Origin of the sequence: Desulfovibrio intestinalis (assembly GCF_014202345.1) — a bacterium.
GTDB lineage: Bacteria > Desulfobacterota > Desulfovibrionia > Desulfovibrionales > Desulfovibrionaceae > Desulfovibrio > Desulfovibrio intestinalis.
Genome location: NZ_JACHGO010000005.1, coordinates 346,824 through 367,645 on the forward strand (window position 1 = coordinate 346,824; position 20,822 = coordinate 367,645).

The 20,822-nt window shown below is 48.1% G+C and carries 17 protein-coding genes and 2 tRNA genes; 15 read left to right on the forward strand and 4 right to left on the reverse strand.

Annotation, left to right across the window (positions count from 1 at the left end; genetic code table 11):
• Positions 1-198: 198 nt before the first annotated feature.
• From HNQ38_RS09865 to HNQ38_RS09890, 6 genes are all read left to right on the forward strand, one after another.
• On the forward strand, positions 199-405 hold the full coding sequence (locus HNQ38_RS09865) for a twin-arginine translocase TatA/TatE family subunit (RefSeq protein ID WP_183719989.1): 207 nt from the start codon (positions 199-201) through the stop codon (positions 403-405).
• Between the two features lie 26 nt (positions 406-431).
• Complete coding sequence (locus HNQ38_RS09870) at positions 432-863, forward strand: ACT domain-containing protein (protein WP_183719992.1); 432 nt, start codon at positions 432-434, stop codon at positions 861-863.
• A 344-nt stretch (positions 864-1,207) separates the two neighbouring features.
• Positions 1,208-2,701, forward strand: coding sequence for a glycerol kinase GlpK (gene glpK, locus HNQ38_RS09875; RefSeq protein ID WP_183719995.1), 1,494 nt, complete (start codon positions 1,208-1,210; stop codon positions 2,699-2,701).
• Positions 2,702-2,889: 188 nt separating this feature from the next.
• A tRNA-Leu gene (locus HNQ38_RS09880) sits at positions 2,890-2,976 on the forward strand.
• Positions 2,977-4,409: 1,433 nt separating this feature from the next.
• Positions 4,410-4,829: a bacteriohemerythrin gene (locus HNQ38_RS09885; RefSeq protein WP_183719998.1), complete on the forward strand. Its 420-nt coding sequence runs from the start codon at positions 4,410-4,412 to the stop codon at positions 4,827-4,829.
• Positions 4,830-5,231: 402 nt separating this feature from the next.
• Positions 5,232-6,071: a hypothetical protein gene (locus HNQ38_RS09890; RefSeq protein ID WP_183720001.1), complete on the forward strand. Its 840-nt coding sequence runs from the start codon at positions 5,232-5,234 to the stop codon at positions 6,069-6,071.
• An 896-nt stretch (positions 6,072-6,967) separates the two neighbouring features.
• Here the strand turns inward: HNQ38_RS09890 and HNQ38_RS09895 are convergent.
• Positions 6,968-7,045, reverse strand: a tRNA-Pro gene (locus tag HNQ38_RS09895).
• A 129-nt stretch (positions 7,046-7,174) separates the two neighbouring features.
• On the opposite strand from HNQ38_RS09895, the gene HNQ38_RS09900 reads away from it, so the two are divergent.
• The 9 genes from HNQ38_RS09900 to HNQ38_RS09940 all read left to right on the forward strand — a co-directional run bounded on the left by HNQ38_RS09900 (position 7,175) and on the right by HNQ38_RS09940 (position 18,482).
• Positions 7,175-8,245 (forward strand): protein-glutamate methylesterase/protein-glutamine glutaminase, encoded by a 1,071-nt coding sequence (locus HNQ38_RS09900; protein WP_183720004.1) that lies wholly within the window; start codon positions 7,175-7,177, stop codon positions 8,243-8,245.
• Between the two features lie 26 nt (positions 8,246-8,271).
• Entirely contained in the window at positions 8,272-10,203 is a 1,932-nt protein-coding gene (locus tag HNQ38_RS09905; protein WP_183720007.1) for a HEAT repeat domain-containing protein, read from the forward strand.
• Positions 10,204-10,937: 734 nt separating this feature from the next.
• Complete coding sequence (locus HNQ38_RS09910) at positions 10,938-11,774, forward strand: CheR family methyltransferase (RefSeq protein WP_221277875.1); 837 nt, start codon at positions 10,938-10,940, stop codon at positions 11,772-11,774.
• Between the two features lie 8 nt (positions 11,775-11,782).
• Positions 11,783-12,559, forward strand: a complete 777-nt coding sequence (locus tag HNQ38_RS09915) for a ParA family protein (RefSeq protein ID WP_183720010.1) — start codon at positions 11,783-11,785, stop codon at positions 12,557-12,559.
• Positions 12,547-13,263, forward strand: coding sequence for a chemotaxis protein CheW (locus HNQ38_RS09920; protein ID WP_246388091.1), 717 nt, complete (start codon positions 12,547-12,549; stop codon positions 13,261-13,263). The genes HNQ38_RS09915 and HNQ38_RS09920 overlap by 13 nt, the downstream gene beginning before the upstream one ends.
• A gap of 254 nt (positions 13,264-13,517) precedes the next feature.
• On the forward strand, positions 13,518-13,886 hold the full coding sequence (locus HNQ38_RS09925; protein WP_183720014.1) for a response regulator: 369 nt from the start codon (positions 13,518-13,520) through the stop codon (positions 13,884-13,886).
• A gap of 64 nt (positions 13,887-13,950) precedes the next feature.
• Complete coding sequence (locus tag HNQ38_RS09930) at positions 13,951-17,031, forward strand: chemotaxis protein CheA (RefSeq protein WP_183720017.1); 3,081 nt, start codon at positions 13,951-13,953, stop codon at positions 17,029-17,031.
• Positions 17,032-17,238: 207 nt separating this feature from the next.
• The gene (gene rpmB / locus HNQ38_RS09935) at positions 17,239-17,448 is read left to right on the forward strand and encodes a 50S ribosomal protein L28 (protein WP_179981593.1); all 210 of its coding nucleotides are present in this window, start codon (positions 17,239-17,241) and stop codon (positions 17,446-17,448) included.
• A 56-nt stretch (positions 17,449-17,504) separates the two neighbouring features.
• Positions 17,505-18,482, forward strand: coding sequence for a rhomboid family intramembrane serine protease (locus tag HNQ38_RS09940; RefSeq protein ID WP_183720021.1), 978 nt, complete (start codon positions 17,505-17,507; stop codon positions 18,480-18,482).
• Positions 18,483-18,697: 215 nt separating this feature from the next.
• Here the strand turns inward: HNQ38_RS09940 and HNQ38_RS09945 are convergent, their stop codons facing one another.
• From HNQ38_RS09945 to HNQ38_RS09955, 3 genes are all read right to left on the reverse strand, one after another.
• Positions 18,698-18,886, reverse strand: coding sequence for a rubredoxin (locus tag HNQ38_RS09945; RefSeq protein ID WP_183720024.1), 189 nt, complete (start codon positions 18,884-18,886; stop codon positions 18,698-18,700).
• A 23-nt stretch (positions 18,887-18,909) separates the two neighbouring features.
• Positions 18,910-19,449, reverse strand: a complete 540-nt coding sequence (locus HNQ38_RS09950; RefSeq protein WP_183720027.1) for a bacterioferritin — start codon at positions 19,447-19,449, stop codon at positions 18,910-18,912.
• Between the two features lie 234 nt (positions 19,450-19,683).
• A complete protein-coding gene (locus HNQ38_RS09955) occupies positions 19,684-20,094 on the reverse strand; it encodes a Fur family transcriptional regulator (protein ID WP_183720030.1) in 411 nt (136 codons plus the stop codon).
• Positions 20,095-20,822 lie beyond the last annotated feature (728 nt).

Sequence of the window (20,822 nt, forward strand, 5' to 3'; positions counted from 1 at the left end):
ATCTGGCTATCAAGCCACGCGAAGGAAAGGGCCGTCACTTTTGGGGGTGACGGCCCTTTCTGTTTATAAACCAGTATAGTACTGCCCTTGCCTCTTACGAATCTGGCGACATGCCGCCTTGACCTTACGCCCCGTGCGGCTTATGTTCCAACGTGTAATACGGCTTTTCGATCCAACCTAGTAACGGAGGCTTGCCGCATGTTCGGCATTGGCATGCAAGAATTATTGCTCATACTTGTGGTTGTTCTACTGCTTTTCGGATCGAAGAAACTGCCGGAAATAGGCGGTGGGCTTGGCAGGGCCATTCGCAACTTTCGCCGTGCCTCTTCTGAGCCCGATGAAATTGACATCACGCCGAAGGATAAAAAGCCTTCTTCCACCGACGACCCTAATCATAAAGCCTGAACTGAGCCGGACGTAAGGATTTTATCATGAAAGCAGAGCAATTATCCGTTTTTTTGGAAAACAGGGCCGGACGCCTGGCAGAAGTAACCCACACTCTTGCTGAAGCGGGCATCAACATCCGTGCGCTGTCACTCGCTGATACTTCAGACTTTGGCATTCTGCGCATGATCGTCTGCGATCACGAAAAAGCCAAATCTGTTCTTAAAGATAAAGGCTTCACCTTGGGACGAACCAGTGTTGTAGCCGTTGAAGTAAATGACGGTCCCGGTGGACTCGACGAAGTGCTGCAGCTGGTTTCGCGCAATGGCATCAATGTAGAATACATGTATGCCTTTGTGCAGCGCGAAGGGGAAAGCGCGGTCATGATTTTCCGCTTCGACAAAGTTGATCAGGCTGTTGAGGTTCTTCAGGCCAACAACTTTACCATTATTCCTGCTGACCGCCTCTGCTCCAAATAGTTTTGTTTCATTTATCACGCTGACGCTCAAGGGCATCGCGTTTCGACATCATCAACCCCCGAGATTTTCACGGGGGTTTTTGTTTTGTCTTCCTGACCGCTAATTCCCTCCACGGGCAATGCGCATCGCACGCGAGCGAGCTGAACAACGTTAACTAAAATCAATTTAAGAGCGATCAATAGCTTCAGATCGCTCAAGATCAAATATATTGGCTCCAGTTTGTACTTTTTTTAAAGCTGCACGTAATCTGCAGAGCAGCACCCTGTATACATGCCTCTATTCAAACAAGGCGGCTACATGTAATATACCAGAATATGCTGACCCTCTGCGCAGATGGAGGAACCATGAAACAGTACATTCTGGCCCTGGACCAGGGAACAACCAGCTCACGCGCAATTCTTTTTGACCCCAACGCCAATATCGTTCAGGTCGCACAAAAAGAATTTACCCAGATATATCCCCAACCAGGTTGGGTTGAACACAGCCCCGATGAAATCTTCGATTCACAAGCTCATGTTATGCACGAATGCATGCGTCGCGCAAAAGTATGCGGCAATGAACTCGCTGCCATAGGCATCACCAACCAGCGCGAAACCACTATTGTGTGGGAAAAAGCCACAGGCGCCCCGATCTATAACGCAATTGTCTGGCAAGATAGGCGCACCGCGTCTTTTTGCGATCAGTTGCGCGCTGATGGCAAGGCCAAAATTATTCAGGATAAAACTGGTCTTGTTCTGGATGCCTATTTTTCTGGCAGTAAAATACGTTGGATACTTGATAATGTACCCGGCGCCAGGGCAAGGGCGGAGGCTGGAGAACTTCTGTTCGGCACAGTTGATACATGGCTCGTCTGGAACTTCAGTAAAAGAGGAGTTCACGTCACTGACCCTTCCAATGCCAGCCGCACGCTGCTTTTCAATATACATACAGGGCAATGGGATGATGAATTACTCGCAATTCTGGATGTACCGCGTGAAATGCTGCCTGAAGTTGCCCCTTCCTCCAGCGTTATGGCGCAAACACATCCTGAATTTTTTGGGCGGTCAGTTCCTATCGCGGGCATTGCTGGAGACCAGCAGGCAGCAACTTACGGCAATGGTTGCATGAAAGAAGGCATGGCCAAAAATACCTATGGAACAGGCTGTTTTTTGCTGCTAAACACCGGCACAACTCCCCCAGTAAGCCAAAACAACATGCTGGCTACTGTGGCATGGCAAACTGCTCGCGGATACTCCTATGCTCTTGAAGGAAGCGTTTTTGTGGCTGGTGCTGTTGTGCAATGGCTTCGCGATGGCCTGGGGATTATCAAAGACTCTTCGGAACTGGAGGGTTTAGCCGCTACAGTTCCTGACAATGGCGGTGTGTATATGGTCCCGGCATTTGTGGGTATGGGAGCACCTTATTGGGACCAATACGCCAGGGGCACAATTGTAGGTTTGACAAGAGGCACCACAAAAGGACACATCGCCCGAGCCGCCATTGAGGCTATTGCCTTACAGACACTTGATATTATTGATGCCATGCAAAAAGATACGGGCATCAAGCTTACAACCTTGCGGGTGGACGGCGGTGCCAGCAGAAATAATATGCTTATGCAGTTTCAGGCCGACCTCACCGGCGTTGTGGTGGAACGCCCCACTATTACGGAAACTACAGCTCTTGGCGCTGCGTACCTGGCGGGGCTTGCTGTGGGTTTTTGGGAAAGTGAAGAAGTCATTGCACGCAAATGGAAACTTGATCGCCGTTTTACGCCCACAATGCCAGCGGATAGAAAAGAAAAAATGTTGTACCACTGGCACCGTGCTATTGAGCGCGCTGCTCACTGGATTGAAGAATAACAGGCAACAAATTTTGCGGTTATGTCAAATTTTGTCATCCTATATATAAGGGCGATTTTACTTGCCCAAAAACTCTTTTGACATTTATGGGCAATAAACCTCAAGCATGTTCTTGACTAATCCCCATCCCTTACGCTAAGAAAACTCTTCGCACATATGGGCTCGGGTAAAACCGAAGCACATTATATGCCGGGATGGTGGAATTGGTAGACGCAGCGGACTCAAAATCCGCCGACCGCAAGGTCTTGCGAGTTCAAGTCTCGCTCCCGGTACCAAATAAAACAAGGCGGTTACAGAAATGTAGCCGCCTTATTTATTATCTTTTTGCATCACCTGCGTATCACCACTCTCTAGGCTGGACATCGATTCCGCAGCCGCGGCTTGGCTCCCTGGTGTAACGTGGGAATGTGTCCTTCTAGTGGGGCGACATTGCTATGACTACGTTTGCCAAAATGGTAAGAGCCGTATGAAGCAACACACCCAACACCGGAAGCGAAAGATGCAAGGCTCAACACAATGCCGACAGGTCCAAATTCGGGTGCGGCGAGCACAGAGTTAGTATTTTCGTGTGATAGACTTGGGCTCAATGTCGACAAAATACAAAATTTCATATGGGCTGGCAGGGTTATTACGAAGCGACATTGCGATAATTTTGGTAAAAGCCGTGGTAAGGGTTTGCGCATCGCCATTGTGTTTTCGAATAATTCTGCCTTTTATACTATGCATACTTCCTATTGATGAATAGTTTATTTCATATTCAGCATATTTATTACTTTTTTGTGCTGAAGAGGTGGTAAACTTAAAATCTACACCGTTGTCTTCAATAAATTTTTGTAAATATTCAATGCAGCTATCATCAATAGCTATATCTACATTTCTTGCATCAAAATCACCAAAATTGTTAATTATAATACTATTAATGATAATTTCTGTGTTTTTACTCAGTTTTTGTGCACGTAATGACGGTCCTTTTTACATTGATGTCAAAAATTTTTCGTTTTTATAGATTGCTCCACTGACAGTAATGCGGGGAATTTATAGATGGCTAACTCCAGAAGTTGTACTATTTAACTTTATAAAATAATCGCATATTAGTGGTATATTTTTATAAATATACACACCACAACTAGATGTAATAATCAAAAACAAAAACGCGTAGCAAATGAAATGGCTGCGAGACAACTTTAATTTGACAATCTGATTATACATCACTTTTTTTCATTTTTCCTCCGCCCAGTCCATTCTCTTGGTGCTTACCTATCCCCCCCTCTATCCCCCTCTAAACAGCTCAGGACATGCCCTCACTCCATACCAATCACTGCGCAAATATAGAAATATAAGCCGCATCCTAAGGGTAAGTGCTGCAACACTGCTCACTATACTTGTGTCTCTCGCCAGTCCAGATAAGCTGCAACTCCGCAGATCATTGCCTCCGTGCATTGAGGATTGTTTCCCATCTTCCAACATGGTGAAATGTGGACGATGGGGTTGGCACCAGCCCCTATATTGCTAAAATTTATATCACAGCCCTCACTATTTTATACATAGCGCTTTTTAGCTCAAAGATTGCATGTAGCCACGATTAAGGGACAGGTTGAAAAATTGCAATGCAAAGAAAGTTGATTTATAAAATCTGGTAGCTACGGAAATACATTGTATTTTAAGGTAAACGATTCATCAAAATTTTAGCATCTGGGTTTGTAAAAACATGAAAAGTGTAGATCGCCCTCTCTATATTGTTTGGTCAGAACAGTTTGATACTGGCATTTCCATCATTGATGAACAGCATCGTGGTCTTGTAAGCCTGATAAATACTTTCTTTTATCATAAAGGTGATGCTGATAAGGATATTGATCGCTTTCTGGTACCTACGGCAGAAATGTTTAAAAGTTATGCCCAATTGCATTTTTTAACCATTTCAAGATTAATGAAAGAAACTGATTATCCCGAGTATGACTTGGAAACCAAGCGCAACGAAGAACTCATGGCAATCATTCAAACTGTAGATATGCGGTGTCGAGCCAGACGAGACGCGGATGGCTTTCTGCGTTTTTTAAAAATGTATTGGACAAGAGTTGTATGTAAAAAAAATTTAAACTTTATTGCGTACATTAAATCTCAACAATAAACATATATATAGTACACACATTCAACATCAAACTACGAAGCATCACTCCATTATTTCACATTTCAACAATATTGTAATACTATACATATTATTAATAAAATATTGATTGAAATTTTACTAACTACTACCCTCTCCCCAATACTTCTAGAAATTTTAATACATACTCGCTCGATACCAGAAAATGCATTAAATCTATGCGGGCATCCATTCTTTAAATTTTTTGTTGTCAATGCGAACTACAGACGCATATCCATACTAGACCATACTATGTAAGCTTTAGCACAAGCTTCTTTAGGGCATCATTCAAGGTGCAGAACGGCATGTCGGCACAGCGTTGGTCAAAGTTAAAATTATGTTCTGAACTGATAGAGCCATTCACGTGGAAGAATCAAGGCAGGAATCATGAGCACACATACCACACCGCGTACTGTGGTCGCGGGTAGCGATAACAAAGCTCAGCCCGAGCGAGCCATCACTCACCCCACGCGTTTGAATGAATTGGAAAGTTCTCCCGATCGTGTGACGTGGTCGCTGTTTGTTAGGGCAGCGCTGCTAGTAATTGGCATCTGGTCTGCCTCTGCCTTGGGGTTATATTTTTTTGCATCAGACTTCAGCAGATCTGGAACGTTTGGAGATTCCTTCGGTGTGTTGAACACGCTGTTTTCCGGTCTGGCATTTGCAGGAATCATCGTTTCAATCAAAATGCAAAATGATGAGATGCGTGAACAACGCAAAGAGCTTCAAAAACAAAAAAAGAATGCTTTACTGTACCACAGGGAAAGAATGTTTCTTTTACTGATGGATGAGTTCAAAAAATCTCGCGAGCGCCGCTACACCGTTGTCGACGTGCGCATGGTAATCAACGATTGCCTTGGATATAACGCTGCAATCAATACGGACGATTCTTCACCGGTAGCGTCATTATTGAATGAGGTAGAGAGCGTGCTTTCTGGAGCACAAATTGAGACGCCTTTATTGCAAACTTTTTCGCGTCGGGTTTTTCGCCACGAGCTTTGCGAGGTTTTCATTAAAACCTTTCATCAAGCTGCAGAAAGTGTAAAAAAATTCGATCAAGCCTCCAGGGGCGAATACTATGACATCGTTTGCAATAGCATGTCCGACCCTGAAGAAGCCCTTCTATTCCTCTGCTTTGTAGCGCGCTGCGGAGTACACACTCCGCAAAATCCTCAAGCTTTGAAACTGCGCGAGAGCTTTGACGAGATAAAGGATAAACTGGTGTAACCGCCAAAGGATCAAAGACGATTCCCCGAACCATTGGTGTCTTTTTCATGTTTTTGCCCCTTACAGCTTCAAAATGACGCAGGTGACATCTATTTTACTTTAACGTTTGAAGCTCTGCATAGTTGCTTTTGCTGCAACGCTGTTTGGGCAATAAGCTCCGCAAACTTTCAAAAAGTTTCAGACATAAAACAACACCCTCCTGCCTAGCGACGTAAAATTCATAACAGCAAGTACGTCAACAATTTCTTATTTCTACGCTCCAAAAACCAAATTCGACGAGCCATCGCTCGCTAAAAATTAAGCAAAACAATACTCAGTATTTTAGAACATTTTAACTTTGAAAAATTTTAAAGCCCCTAACGCGTCGAGAGTAAAGCACGACGTACAAAGATGAATTCACAGAAATTGCATTTTGGGCAAAAAGGCAACTTTGAAGTGTGAAATATTTTAGAGTTAGCCTGGTTTAGGTGCTCATGCGGTTGCCATAAGCTTCAACCAACGAGCTTAAAGCAACAATAGCTGGGCTCGAAAGCAAACGCTTGGCCGCAAAAACGGAAAGCCCCGGAACACCGGGGCAATCGTGGGATGTGTAAAGCAGTTGTGCTGAGACTATGCAAGATCACGGCATCGTTGTCAACATAGTACACCAAAATGACTTCTCAAATTTGGAATCATTTCTTATAGCCACACAAAATTAAAAAAAGAGCCACAGGTATTATCTGTCACTCTATAATTTATCCGATCGGTCGGGATGTAGAGGCGGCGAATTACCGCCCTGGCCGGAACTTCGAGCGTGGAATATAGGCAGATGTCGTTTCGTTATCTACTTGTACCCTGACGCTATACCTCAATAAAAAAAGGAGCCACAGGTATTACCTGTAACTCCTTGATTTTTCTGGTCGGGATGGCGCGATTTGAACGCGCGGCCTCAGCGTCCCGAACGCTGCGCTCTAGCCAAGCTGAGCCACATCCCGTTGAGAAAGGGAAGATATGCGAGACGTTGAATTTTGGCAAGTCATTTTTTATTTGTAAAAAGCAAAGGCCTGACGTAATATAAAATCTGTCCCTTGAAGGACAAATTCTTAGTGGAGCGAGCAATCTGTATGACCCGAGTTCTCGTGGTGGACGACTCTACATTTATGCGCAATGCCATTGCCTCTCTCTTGGAGCAGGACCCGGAAATCAAGGTTGTCGGCACAGCTAGAGACGGACTTGAAGCGCTGCAAAAGGCTGAAGAGCTTGATGCAGACGTTATGACACTAGACGTGGAAATGCCGCGCCTTGGCGGTCTTGAGACCCTCCAGCGCCTTATGAAGACCTCCCCCATGCCCGTGCTCATGATCAGTTCCTTAACTGAAAGTGGCGCTGAGAGTACGCTTAAGGCAATGGAGTATGGCGCTCTGGACTTTATTCCCAAAAACATGAGCAACGATCGTGATTCTTTTGGTCTGGAGCTGCGCCGCAAGGTTACAGCACTGGCTAGGCGCAAAGCGATTATCCGCCTCAAGTACCGCCGCATCAATAACATTGCCATACCGACCGCTCCCCTGACGCGCGCCCCGGCGCAACCAACAGACTATGTTCAGACCCCTTGCCACGGGCCACGCGACCTTGTTGTTGTAGGAGTCTCTACAGGAGGGCCGCCAGTGGTGCAGAAAATACTGTCTGCATTGCCCGCTGACCTTCCGGCCTGCATTCTTGTAGCGCAACATATGCCTGCGGCTTTTACTGGCCCGTTTGCCAAAAGGCTTGATAGCGTTTGCAGCATCGGCGTCACTGAAGCAGTTGACGGTGATCGCTTAAAGAATGGGCATGCCTACGTCTGCCCCGGTGGACGGCACATAAGCGTGCGCATGCGTGGCCCCCTGCCCGAGGTAGCCGTTACGGACGAACCCCGCGATGCCTTATACAAGCCCACTGTGAACCTGCTTATGGAAAGTGCCGGAAAAAACATGGGACGCCGCACCCTGGGGGTGATGCTTACTGGCATGGGATCAGACGGGTGCGAAGGCGCAAAAGTTTTAAAAGAAAAAGGCGGTTGCCTCATTGCCCAAAATGAGGCTTCATGCGTAGTGTACGGCATGCCAAAGGCTGTTATTGATGCCAAACTGGCCAATCAGATTCTCGATGCGGACGATATCGCCCAAGCCATCATGACAATCGTCAAAGGCTGACCCGTAGCGCAGCAGGAAGCAATATTATGGAAAATTCGCTCAACACGGCTCCGCAAGTAATTGAAGCACTGCAATCCACCGACAGCGCCACCATTCGCGGCGCCGCTTTCAATGCTGGCGATATGGCCTTGCACGATGCCATCCCCCTACTCTGCGCACTTGTTAAAAGTAGCAACATCGGCATTCAGGAAGCTGCTGAATATGCCCTGCGCAAAATCCGAGGACCTCATGTGGTAACAGCACTGCTGCCACTACTACGTAGCGAAGAAGCTCCTGTACGAAACGTAGCTATGGATATTTTGCGTGAGATCGGAAGGGACAGCATTGAAAGTATGCAACCATATCTTCAAGATGAAGATCCCGATCTGCGCATTTTCATCACCGACATTCTCGGCTATTCCCCAACGCATCAGGCAGCCCTGCTTCTTGCCAAGGCGTTACTTAAAGATCCTGAAGTTAATGTGCGCTATCAAGCGGCTGTCAGCCTGGGCAACCTTGCCTTTCCCGAGACCGTCCCCCCCCTGTGCCAGGCGATGCATGATGAAGAATGGGTGCAGTTTGCAGTGGTGGAAGCTCTTGCTAAAATCAAAGACCCCTCAGCCGCCAATGGGCTTGTAAAACTGTTGCCCCAGGCATCGCCACTGGTCAGCTCTGCTATTATTGATGCGCTGGGCGGCATGGGCGATATAAAAGCCATACCGCTTCTTTTCAGCTCGCTTGAAAATGTCAGCGTTCCCTTGCGGCACAAAATAGTTAAAGCCATCGTGCAAATTCTGAGCGTACGCTCTTTGTCATTGCTGTCCGCAAAGTCGCAAGAACGCCTGCGAATCTATCTGCTTGAAGCCCTTACAGACAATGATGAAGACATCCTGCTGGCTGCTTTGCAAGGTTTGAGCGCCATCGGGAATGAAACCGCCACAGAGGCCATCATCAACCTGGCCACGGGCCTGGATGCCGAACGCCAACCCGAGCTCTATGAAGCGGCTATTAATGCCATTTCCTCCCTTGGCTACAATGATATGCTTCGCGACGCCTTGCGCAGCGATGACGAAAAGTGCATATCCGTGGCGATGGCAGCCTGTCGGCTGCTCACTGACCATAGTCCAGTAGAGGAACTAAAAAACATTTTCTGGCGGGTCAGCCCCGAGCTGCGCCGTGCGGCAGTGGCTGAAGTGGCCCAAATGGGCGAATGCACCGACACACCGTTCTTTCTTTCCATTATGGAAGAATCTGAAGATGCGGAGGTTCTGAAGAGCGCGCTTGTGTTTTTTGGCAATCAACATGCCTGCCCAGAAGTGGAAGATATTGTATTCTCCCAGCTGGATCATCGCTATGTTGATGTGCAGGAAATGGCCCTTGAAGCATGCATCAATCTGCATAGCCCCAAACTTAATATTCTGTTTAAGCAAAGGGCACACAGTGAAGACCCCATGCAGCGCATGATGGCGATTTATGCCTTGGGCCGTTATAGTGTTACCGAGAACCTGGATGAAATAACGCAAGCTCTTGAAGATTCTTCTCCTCGGGTCAGGCAGGTGGCCATAGAGGCGTTCCAGAACCTCGGCCCTCAGGCAGAAGATTTTCTGCCCAGCCTGCTGCCTCGATTGCTTGACGAAGATAAAGATGTGCGGATCGCTCTGGTAGACCTGCTCGGCCAAATTGGCACAGCATCAGTTATGCCGCATATTATTTCTGCCCTTGCTGATGAAAATGATTGGGTAAAAATCAGGGCGATTGAAGCTCTGGGTGTGCACAAAATAGTCGATGCCGTCCCTTACCTGGCCCAAATGTTTGAAACCGAAAATCCAATGGTATCATTCAAAATAATTGAGGCACTGGGTATGATCGGCGGCAATATGGCCTTCAGTGTGCTTTTGAGCTTAATGGGCAATGAAGACCCAGAAATACAGCACGCTACGGCTGAAGCAGTGGCAGCCATTCAGGCCGAACAGGAGTAGCCATGACCCAGCCTCCAACCATGTTCCCCCGCGGCGTGCAGAATAAAAACGCCAATGACGCGGAAACTAGTGAAACACCCAACTCCACAACGTCATCTACGGCATTCAAAGCTGCGGCACAGCCGTCGCCCTTTACTCGGCCAGCCGACGGGCAAGCTACGCGTCCAGGGCTGAATACCACTCAGGCGGCACAGCAGCAGGCCAGCGCTAAGCCTACGAGCTTTCAGCGCCCTGCTGATCCCGCAACGCCCCCGGCGCGTAGCTCTTTAGGGCTTGGCACAAGCGCCACGCGCCCCGCTACTGGTCTTTCTTTGCCAAACCAGACAACCGGATTACCCGGTGCAAATCGGCCCTACGTTGGACAATCTGGTTTGGGGCAGCCCAATCTTGGTCAATCTACCTGGACGTCACCTTTGCGACAGACAGGACAAGCGCCAGCTAGTGCGCCCACATCCTTTGCCGACAGGGACGCTGCCTCACAAAAAACGTTCGCAGGCGCACAGTCGGGAACAACTTTGCCCACAGGCAGTTCAGGACTTTTCAAACCGGCTGGCGCGACGACTTTTCAAAATGGTGCCAATACTGCTCCACAAGGAGCACCTCCACCAAGGCCTTCGCTTTTTCGCTCACAACCAACAGAAGCGCTACGCCAGCCTATTTCCCCCAGTTCGGCCTTTCGAGCTCCAACGCCAGCTGCGGTAAACACCAAGGCAGCATCGCCTTTTCGCAAAGATCTGCAGATATCTGATGAAGAATTCTTGCAGCTTCGCGATTTCATTTATCAGCAGTGCGGCATATTCATCGCGGAAAACCGTAAATACTTGGTTGAGAATCGCCTTTCCAACCGGATTAAGGATCTGAATCTCAAAAGTTACAATGAGTATTACAACTTCCTCCGCTTTGATGCCAGCCGCAAAACCGAGTTGAGCAAGCTTTTTGAGGTCGTCACCACAAACGAAACCAGCTTTTTCCGTAATCCGCCACAGCTGGAAGTTTTTCAAAAAAACGTGCTGCCCGAGATATTGGACAGGTGCCGCCAAAAAGGACAAAAAAAGCTGCGTATATGGTCGGCTGGGTGTTCCACAGGTGAAGAACCATACACCCTGGCCATCATCCTGCATGAAGTTCTGAGGGGTGAAATCAGTAGCTGGGATATCAAAATAACGGCCAATGATCTCTCGGAAGCCGTTCTTTCTGCGGCGCGGCGCGGCATATACAGTGAGTACGCCCTACGTACCACGCCAAAACCAATAGTTGATGCCTACTTTGTCAAAGAGGACAATATATATAAAATTAAGCCTGAATTAAAAAATCTCATTTCTTTTGGGCAGATAAACCTCAGTGACAAAGAGCAGCTGAAGCGCGTTGAAAAGTCGCAAATCGTTTTTTGCCGCAACGTTATCATTTATTTCGACGATGAAATGAAACGCAAGGTTATTAACGCATTCTATGACAATCTTGAAGTCAATGGGGCGCTCCTCATAGGACATTCAGAGTCTTTGCATAATATCAGCCGAGCGTTTCAACTTGAGCATTTCAAAGGGACCATCGTTTATCGCAAACTGGTATAGAGCACAGTATGTGCGCCAAGATTCTAGCCATTGCCAATCAGAAAGGAGGAGTGGGAAAAACCACGACCTCTGTTAACTTGGGTTGCGCGCTGTCTCGCCTGGACAAAAAGGTACTGCTGCTTGACCTTGACCCCCATGCCTGCGCCACATTGCACGCCAGGATATACCCCGAAGAAGTGCAATACAGTTTGCACGATCTTTTCCTGGCTCCTGAAGAAAACTGGTCCACACTGTGGCCGCTATTGCTGCGAACTCAAGCTTTGCACGGCATGGACGTAGCCCCTGGTTGCATCCGATTATCAGAGCTTGAGGTTGATTTTAAAGATCGAAGCGGCAAGGGAAGTGTACTGTCCAGAAGTTTACGCGCTGTGAGCAGCGACTATGATTTTATTATTTTAGATTGCCCCCCACATGTGGGAATACTTTTAGTGAATGCTCTGGTTGCGGCGGATTTATTGATAATTCCCATTCAAACTGATTTTTTGGCCTTGCATGGCTTAAAGCTTCTGTTTGATACATTGCATACTTTGAACAAGGCGCTTGGCAGGCCCATTTTGTACCGGGCTCTACCTACCATGTATGACAGGCGCGCCAAAGCCTGCACCAGGGTATTGGAACTCATGCAGCGAAAAATGGAGCATGCCATGTTCAACACGATCATCGGCATAGATACAAATTTTCGTGAGGCAAGTGCTCAGGGATGCAGCATTTATGATATTAATCAGAACTCCCGAGGGGCGCGCTGTTATGAAGCCCTGGCTCAGGAAGTGTTATGCCTATGGTAAAAACGCCTGAAGAATATTTCTCAAACCAGTGCTTTGCTCCTCCAGTCCAAAGAGAGGCAACGCCTTCACTCAGCGCTGCTGAGCGGGCCTTTGTGCAAAAGTATCTTGGTGATGATGCCATTGCGAACCTGCCAGTACAGGCCCCGCATGTAGTCATTGCTGCGCCGCCAAGCCCTTCCGCCGGGCCAGCTTCGGCTGAAAACACGTTTGAACATACCGAGAGCAAGGAAAAAACAACTATCCCCTTGAAGGCACAGTTGTTGTCACTACCTGCGGTACAAATGGTTTCCTTCTATGTGCGCGAACAAATTTTTCTTTTGCCGGTGCCTGTAATTATTGAAGTTTTGCGGCATATGCCTCTCACCCGGCTGCCTATGGCCCCATCCTTTGTGGCTGGCGTAGTGAATCTGCGTGGGCGCGTAACCCCGCTACTTCACCTTGATGCCTTGCTGACGCTTGATCAGCAGCATCGTTACACGCCGCAGAGTTTCATTGTGGTGTGCGGCAGCGAACAAATGCAGCTTGGGCTTATTGTTGATAAAATTCATACTATGTATCTGCTGGATCAGTCGAAAATTAACTGGAACGCAGAGGCGCAATTGGGGGCCAGCGCGGACCTACTTTGTGGACTCGCCGAAATAGACGACCACTTGCATGGCATTGTTGACCCTGAGATGATTGTTGAAAAACTTCTGGAAATCTAGACGGCAATAAATATTTATAAAATCAGCTGCTTGCAAAAACTATAAATAACCTCTAAACATTTTGAAATTTTTTAAAACAAATTCGTATAATTTAAACTGCGGTAAGTTTTAGGCTCCCTTTCGGGGCCCAAACTGACATGGGTACTGAATGCGCTCCCGGCAGCAGGCGGCTGCTTTCCAATCAGCCGAATAACAGGCCACGCCGCTTTTTCTGAATGACGGCTGGCAACATCTGACGGACAGGGACAGAAATTATGAAAAAACACATCATGGTCGTCGATGACTCCAAGACCATCCGTAATCTGGTGGCCTTTGTACTAAAAGGTGAAGGTTTCAAGGTCAGCACAGCTGAAGACGGCCTTGATGCCATTGAAAAACTTTATAGCCTTGATCCCGTGGATTTGATCGTTTCGGATGTCAACATGCCGCGTATGGATGGATTTACCTTTATTAAAACCATCCGCGCACAGGAAGCCTACAAGGATATTCCTATCATTGTGCTTTCCACTGAAGGGCAAGAAAAAGATATACAGACGGGTATGAGCCTCGGAGCCAACCTTTATATGGTGAAACCAGCCCAACCGGAAAAAATGGTTCGCAATATAAAGATGCTCTTGGGTTAGCCGATAAGAAAGACAGTATTACCCATTTGGGTACAGCGCTTTCAGTCAAGCAAGGGTATGGAGTATGAGCCAGGATTTTTTTGACCCAGAGTTATTCGCCGACTTCATTACAGAAGCCAAAGAACACCTCGAGACGATTGAGCCCAATCTGCTGGAGCTCGAGAAAGCTCCTGGCAACCTGGCCCTGCTCAATGATATCTTTCGTCCTATGCACTCCCTAAAGGGCGCTTCAGGCTTTCTGGGGCTGAACCGTATCAATCAGATTGCCCACAAGGCTGAAAACATCCTTGATGAACTGCGAAAAGGCAGCATGGTTGTGACGCCTGAGATTATGGATGTCATTTTGGCCTCCACAGACGTCCTGCGCCAGATGATTGATAACCTTGAGAGCAGTAATTCTGAAGGCGATGTTGAAGCTGGTCACATTATGGCTCAAATCGACGCCATTATGGCTGGGGAAAGCCCCGCGCCAAGCCAACCCGCCGCCGCTCCCGCTACGGAAATTTTTTCTGCGCCAGCTGACAATACCGATGAAGCTCTTGAAATTTCCCCTCAAGACGCGTCTTTGCCGGCAAATGATTCTGCTGATTCCTTGATGCCGGAATTGAAACAGAAACAGCAGAACGATCTTTCCTTGAGCTCGGATAGTGACAGCGGCATGAGCGGCAAAGAATGGGTGAGTACGTTACCGACTCGCCCGGCCTACGCTCTTACCGCTTTCGGCGAAGGGCATCTTAAAGATTTCATTGATGAATCTTTTGAAATCATTGAAAATCTCACCAACGGTCTTCTGGAACTTGAAGAAAATCCCACAGGCCAGAATGAGCTTGTTAACGACCTCTTCCGTTTTTTCCATAACATGAAGGGCAACAGCGGCATTATTGGCTATAATGACCTTAATGCGCTTACTCATGAGGCAGAAACGCTCCTCAATAATGTACGCCAGGGTAACATCACGCCAACGCACGAGCTTATCGACCTGCTTCTGCTGGTCGTGGATGTGATGGAAGCCCTGGTTCATAATATTGATATCACCTCTGGTCAGGCGACTCCTTTTGAAACTGACACGGTCATCAGGCAACTTCAGGCTGCCCTGGCGGGTGGTCCGATTGCTTTGCCCGCTGAACTGCTGACAGCACAAGGACGCGAACCTGCTGCCGATGAGCCGCCGCAATCTTTGGTGGAAACGGAATCAAAAACTTCCCCTGTTGAGGTCGTTACCCCAACGATCATTCCTGTTGGCTCCGAAGATGATGATACAGAAGCTTTTCGGGTCACAGTGCAGCAACAGATCGAAATCATCCATGCGGCTCTGGAAACGCTAAAAAAAGACGGCAGCCACAAGGACTCCATCGATGCCCTGTTCCGCTGTCTTGTGGCAATAAAAAATGCCTGCGCCTTTGTGGGGCTTGCAGATATCAAGTCCTATGCTGAGCGCACTGCTGGCATTGTTGACCAGGGACGGAGCAGCGACATAGATTTTGGTCTCATGGTTGACCTGTTGAGTCAGGAAGTAAGCATTATTGAGGATATGATCCACCAGGCTTTGGCCGAAGGCAGAGTTGCGGCGGACGCCTGTTCGACCTCTGGAAAAAATACCGAGGACACCGAAGAGGACGATTCAGTTGAACCAGTAAGCACTGATGCTCCTCAAAATCATGCGCCTGAAGCAACAGTTGATAGTCCTTCGACACAGGCTCCTGCGGCTGATGTTGAACAGAAAGAACCCAAAGTTGTAACTGCGCCGCTGACGGCACAACCCTCCCCAGCCTCTGCCACACAGAGTAAAACTGCGGTGCCTGCCTCACAGCCAGCAACTACGGCTCAACCGGCGCGCACACCAGCTCCGCAAGCCAAAAACGCTGCGCCCGCGGCTGAAAACCACAAAAGCTCTTCTACAATACGGGTGGATCATGAACGGCTTGACCATCTCATGAACCTTATTGGCGAGTTGATTATCAACCGCAATCGATATACTCTTATTGCCCGCTCTCTTGAAGACAGCAGTGAAAATGTAGATATTTCGCATGTGGCGCAGAGCCTTTCTGAAACAACGTACGCAATGGCTCGTATTTCTGACGACCTGCAAGATACCATTATGAAAGTGCGTATGGTGCCGGTGTCTTCAGTTTTTTCACGCTTCCCCAGGCTTGTGCGCGACCTGTCGCGCAAAAGTGGCAAAGAAGTGGATTTGATTATGGAAGGTGAAGAAACAGAGCTTGATAAAAGTGTGGTTGAAGTTATTGGCGACCCCTTGGTCCACCTCATTCGTAACTCTGTCGATCACGGTATAGAGCCCGAGGACGTCCGGCTTGCTGCGGGCAAGCCAGCCAAGGGCAAAGTGACCTTGCGCGCCTTCCACAAAGGCAATTCTGTAGCCATTGAAATTGAAGACGATGGCAAGGGAATTGACCCGGTCAAGATGCGTGAAATTGCCGTGCGCAAAGGCGTAATTACGGCAGAAGAAGCAGCTCAACTTGATGACCGCGAAGCTGTGGAACTTATCTTCGCGCCTGGCTTCTCTTCGGCTGACCAGATCACTGACATTTCTGGCCGAGGCGTCGGGATGGACGTTGTGCGCACCAATATCAAGAACCTCAAGGGCAGTGTCAGCACCCACTCTGAAGTTGGCAAGGGCACACGCTTTACCCTTAGCCTGCCGCTGACCCTGGCTATTATTGATGCTCTTATGGTTAATGTTTCCGGCCAGATGTATGCCATACCTCTGGATGCGGTATCTGAGACAACAAAAATTGAAGCACAACGGCTTACGGACGTAAAGGGCCGAAAAGCCGTCACATTGCGCGGAGAGGTGCTGGGCATAGTTGAAATGTCTGAAATGCTTGGCATTCCTCGCACCGATGAACCTCTGCCGGAAGTACTTTCCGTCGTGGTTATTCACGACAACGACCGTCGGCTTGGGCTGGTAGTCGACAGGTTGCTTGAACGCCAAGAAATAGTTATTAAGCCCCTTGGAGCCTATCTCGGCGACCTTAAAGGCATTTCAGGTGCCACAATTATGGGCGATGGCTCTGTGATTCTGATTCTGGATCCGCACGAGATATACATTATGGCCACATCCAAGGCCGCCACGATCGTCCCGGCTGGTGAGAGCAAGCAAGGTGCTGTCGCAGCGAGGATATGACTTCCTCCCGTAGAGGGCACCTTCTAAAGTTTTCCTGCATGGTGTTTCATGTCAGTTTTGAGAAATTTTCTTGCCTTTTGATGCTGCATCAGCTATAGCACTTCTTCGCGCGGTTATGCCCTCTCATACGCTGATCATCTTCCGGCGATGGGCCTTGTTTTTGCCGCATGTGAAGTGAACAACTTTTTTGCATATACGGAGGATAGTATGAGCAAGGAATGCATTTTCTGCGGCAAAAAGCCCCAAGTTGGCAATCTTGTCAGCCATTCCAATATCAAGACAAAGCGTCGCTTTAACCCCAACCTGCAGCGCGTTCGGCATCAGTTTGCCGACGGCAGCGTGAGGACCCTCACGGTTTGCACTCGCTGCATCCGCTCCGGCGTGGTTTCCAAGCCCCTGGTGCGCAAGCAGGGTTAACACGTTTTTTTGCATCTGAGGCCCCGTCAGTCTTCTGCCGGGGCCTTTTTTGCTATATGAGCACCTTTAATCGCTTTTTAAAGCCTTCCCTCAGCGGGCGCTGGCTTATTCGCCGAAGGCCCAACAGCCTGCCGCGGTATTGGCGCAACATCAGCCAAGCCAGCGGAGCAGACAACTATGTGCGCTTTCGCGACTGGTTGTTGGTGCTCAACGCCTGCAATATCCCACACAGAACGGTCTCTATGTCCGGCAGGGAACAGATTTATGTTCCTCCGCTTATGGAAGGCATAGCTCTGGCGGAGCTTGATGCATTCTCTAAAGAAAGCAGCAGGTTAGAGCCTGTTTCTACTCCAATGCACATGCATCGGCATTATGCAGTTGCCCCCCTTTTTCTATTGCCCCTGCTTGTCTGGCATAGCTGGAGAGTGGGCTGGTGGCCCGCACCGTCTTTTTTGCCCCCTCCGGACACTTGGGCGGACGTGGGGATGCTCGACAACATACTCGTGTATATCTATGGCCAATGGTATCGGCTGGCCACAGCGCTAACCCTGCATGTCGGGCTTACTCATCTGTGCGGCAACCTGGCTTTTGGCTCCCTATTCATCTCTCTACTTGCCCGGCTCACAGGTATAGGCCGCGCGCTATGGCTTACGGTAGCCGGGGGCATCATAGGCAATGGATTAACCGTGCTTTTGCGGCCAAAACTCGTCACAAGTATGGGATTTTCCACTGCTCTTTTCGCTTGCGTGGGGGCATTGGCCGGATTTATGGCCATGCACCACAGCCAAAGACGCAAGGCTGTCTTACCAATAGCAGCAGGCATAGCCATTTTAGCCATGCTCGGCACTGAAGGCGAAAACACAGATTACGCTGCTCATATTGCAGGCTTGTTTAGTGGTATGATGCTTGGCACATGGGAAGCTTGGCGCTTGCGTAAAAACTGGCCCGCGCTGCCGGAGCTGCTAGCTGGAACTTTGGCTATAGCCCTACCTGTCGCAGCCTGGTACTGGGCCTTTTCTGTGTTGAACAGATAGAGTCACAAAAATCATCTGCGCAACGTATTGGATTTGAATATTTGCAAACCCTAAAAAGTATGACAATCGACTTGAAACTCTTTCAAATACCAAATGCTTGTGGCGCGCGGCTTGAAAAGTTTATTCGACACTAAAAAGTAGAGGCCCCACGGAAATCCGTGGGGCCTCTACTTTATTCTTGACCACTTCGTATTAGCAAAATGGCAAGTGCACTATTAGCTTTCGTCGCTCAATCTACGAAAACTTTTTTTACCAGCTCCGCAGACAGGGCAATGCCAATCTTCGGGTAAATCTTCAAATTTGGTTCCAGCGGGAACTTTGTGACGTTTATCTCCGCGATCGGGGTCATAAACATAGCCACAGTTCACCATTTGACAACGCCACATATCTTGGGGATCAGCCACGGTGCCTCCCTTGGTTATGGCAACTATTCAGCAGTCGCGGTAGCAGTAACAAAGCCCTTGCTGGCGGTCCCGGTAGATGAGGGGGTGCCGGCAATTTTGGCCAGATAAGTATCGCCCAATTTGTTAATATGCCCACCAATATTTTCATAATAGGTCAGATGGGCCTGCTCTTCTTCAATAATGCGCTCAAAAAGACGAGCTGTGACAATATCGCCCTGCTCTTTACAGGTGTTAAGGAATTGGCTGTACGCTTCAATGGTGGCGTCTTCCTGGTTGGCATCGCTTTCGTAGATAGCGGGCACATCCTGTCCGGTGACGACTTTGCCTTCTTTTTGAGAAGTGGGTTCACCGCCAAGTTCCTTAATCCGTTCTGCAAAATTTTCAGCGTGGCGCATTTCGTCAATGGCGATAAGTTTCATGTTTGCAGCCAGTTCACCATAGTCCATGTCATCCAAGCTGTAGTGCTGGTTCATGTACTGGTGTATAGCGTGCAACTCCATGGCGCGAGCCTTGTTAAGAACTTCAATCACCTTGGCCTTACGGTTTTCTCTATTTTCTGCCATTCCGAAACTCCTTGGTGTTATAATCAGGTATGTCTCATTTATAAACCGATTTGAAAGAACATACAAGCAGGTCGCCGTTGGAAATACCGAACAAAGGAGCGGAATAAATTAAAGAAAACTATGTGCGCAATTTCTGAGGCCTAAAAACTGCTGGTGCATCATAAAAGTTGCCGACAATGCAGCCCTAGAGCAGGTTCATCTGGCCCTCAAATGCAACAATGAGCAAAAATAGGCCTAGTGGCTGGTGCTCCGCACACGCCCAGCACAATCTTGACAAATGCCGTCATACTCGATGCGTGAATTAAGTACGGAAGCAAATCCTTCCACATCCATACCATCGACAGAAGGAGCCTCACGAGGAGTCATCACGTCGCCAATACGGCCGCAATGTACACAACGCACATGCTGATGACGCGAAATGTCGCCATCAAATCGCTTTGTGGAGCCTGCTGCCTCAAGGCGTCGAATTTCACCGCTGTCTGCCAGAAAATCTAGGTTGCGATAAACTGTCCCAAGGCTGATTCTCGGTAGACGCTCTCGCACAATACTGTAGAGCTCATCTGCTGTTGGATGTGTTTTTGTTTTGCGCAACTCTTCCAAAATTACCGCACGCTGGCGGGTCATTCTTGTTTGAACTTGAGCCATATTACTCTCCATATGATAGTAAAAATTACTGTTATCGAGGATTGCTGTCAAGCCCCATCTCAGCAAAAAAGCACGCAAGTTTTTTTTGCTGTCCAGGTTTTACAAGCCGAATAGCTAACAAGCCAATAAATACGAAAACTGCAAAGATGTTGGCCGCATAATAGACATATAATTACATGCAGCAACTTCATATTGTTTACAGCAGCAACGTAGTTGTAAGCATAACCTTCGACATTAACAATGCGAACAGGCAGTATCGTTAGATTGAAAAGTATTACATAATATACTTTACTTACCGACAGGATAAATTTAGCGCAGTTATTCTGTCACAATACTTATTGGTCGCATATCCACAGTGACTTCACTTCGACAGGAGAAGTTCTTTAGCCAGGACCGTGTAGCCAGACTGGTCCCGGCTCCCCCATAAACCATCGACTCCCGCCGAAACTAAAAACCGCTAACGCACCAAGCAGCTTAAACATCTCACTTATGCGCAAGGCAAGCTCTGACGATATCGTTTGCCTTGATTGCATGCGCCACAAAATGTCTCCCACAATTTGTAAGAAACCGCTTTTTCATGACATGTGCGAGGTCAGAGCCTTGCATTCATTTGTGTTTGTTAGCTTACCTAACATAACTGTAAATAAACACAATTGTGAAGTAACAGCATGTTATCAAGACACTGCTGCCTGCATTAAAACGCCAAATACAAGCCACAAAATACGGCA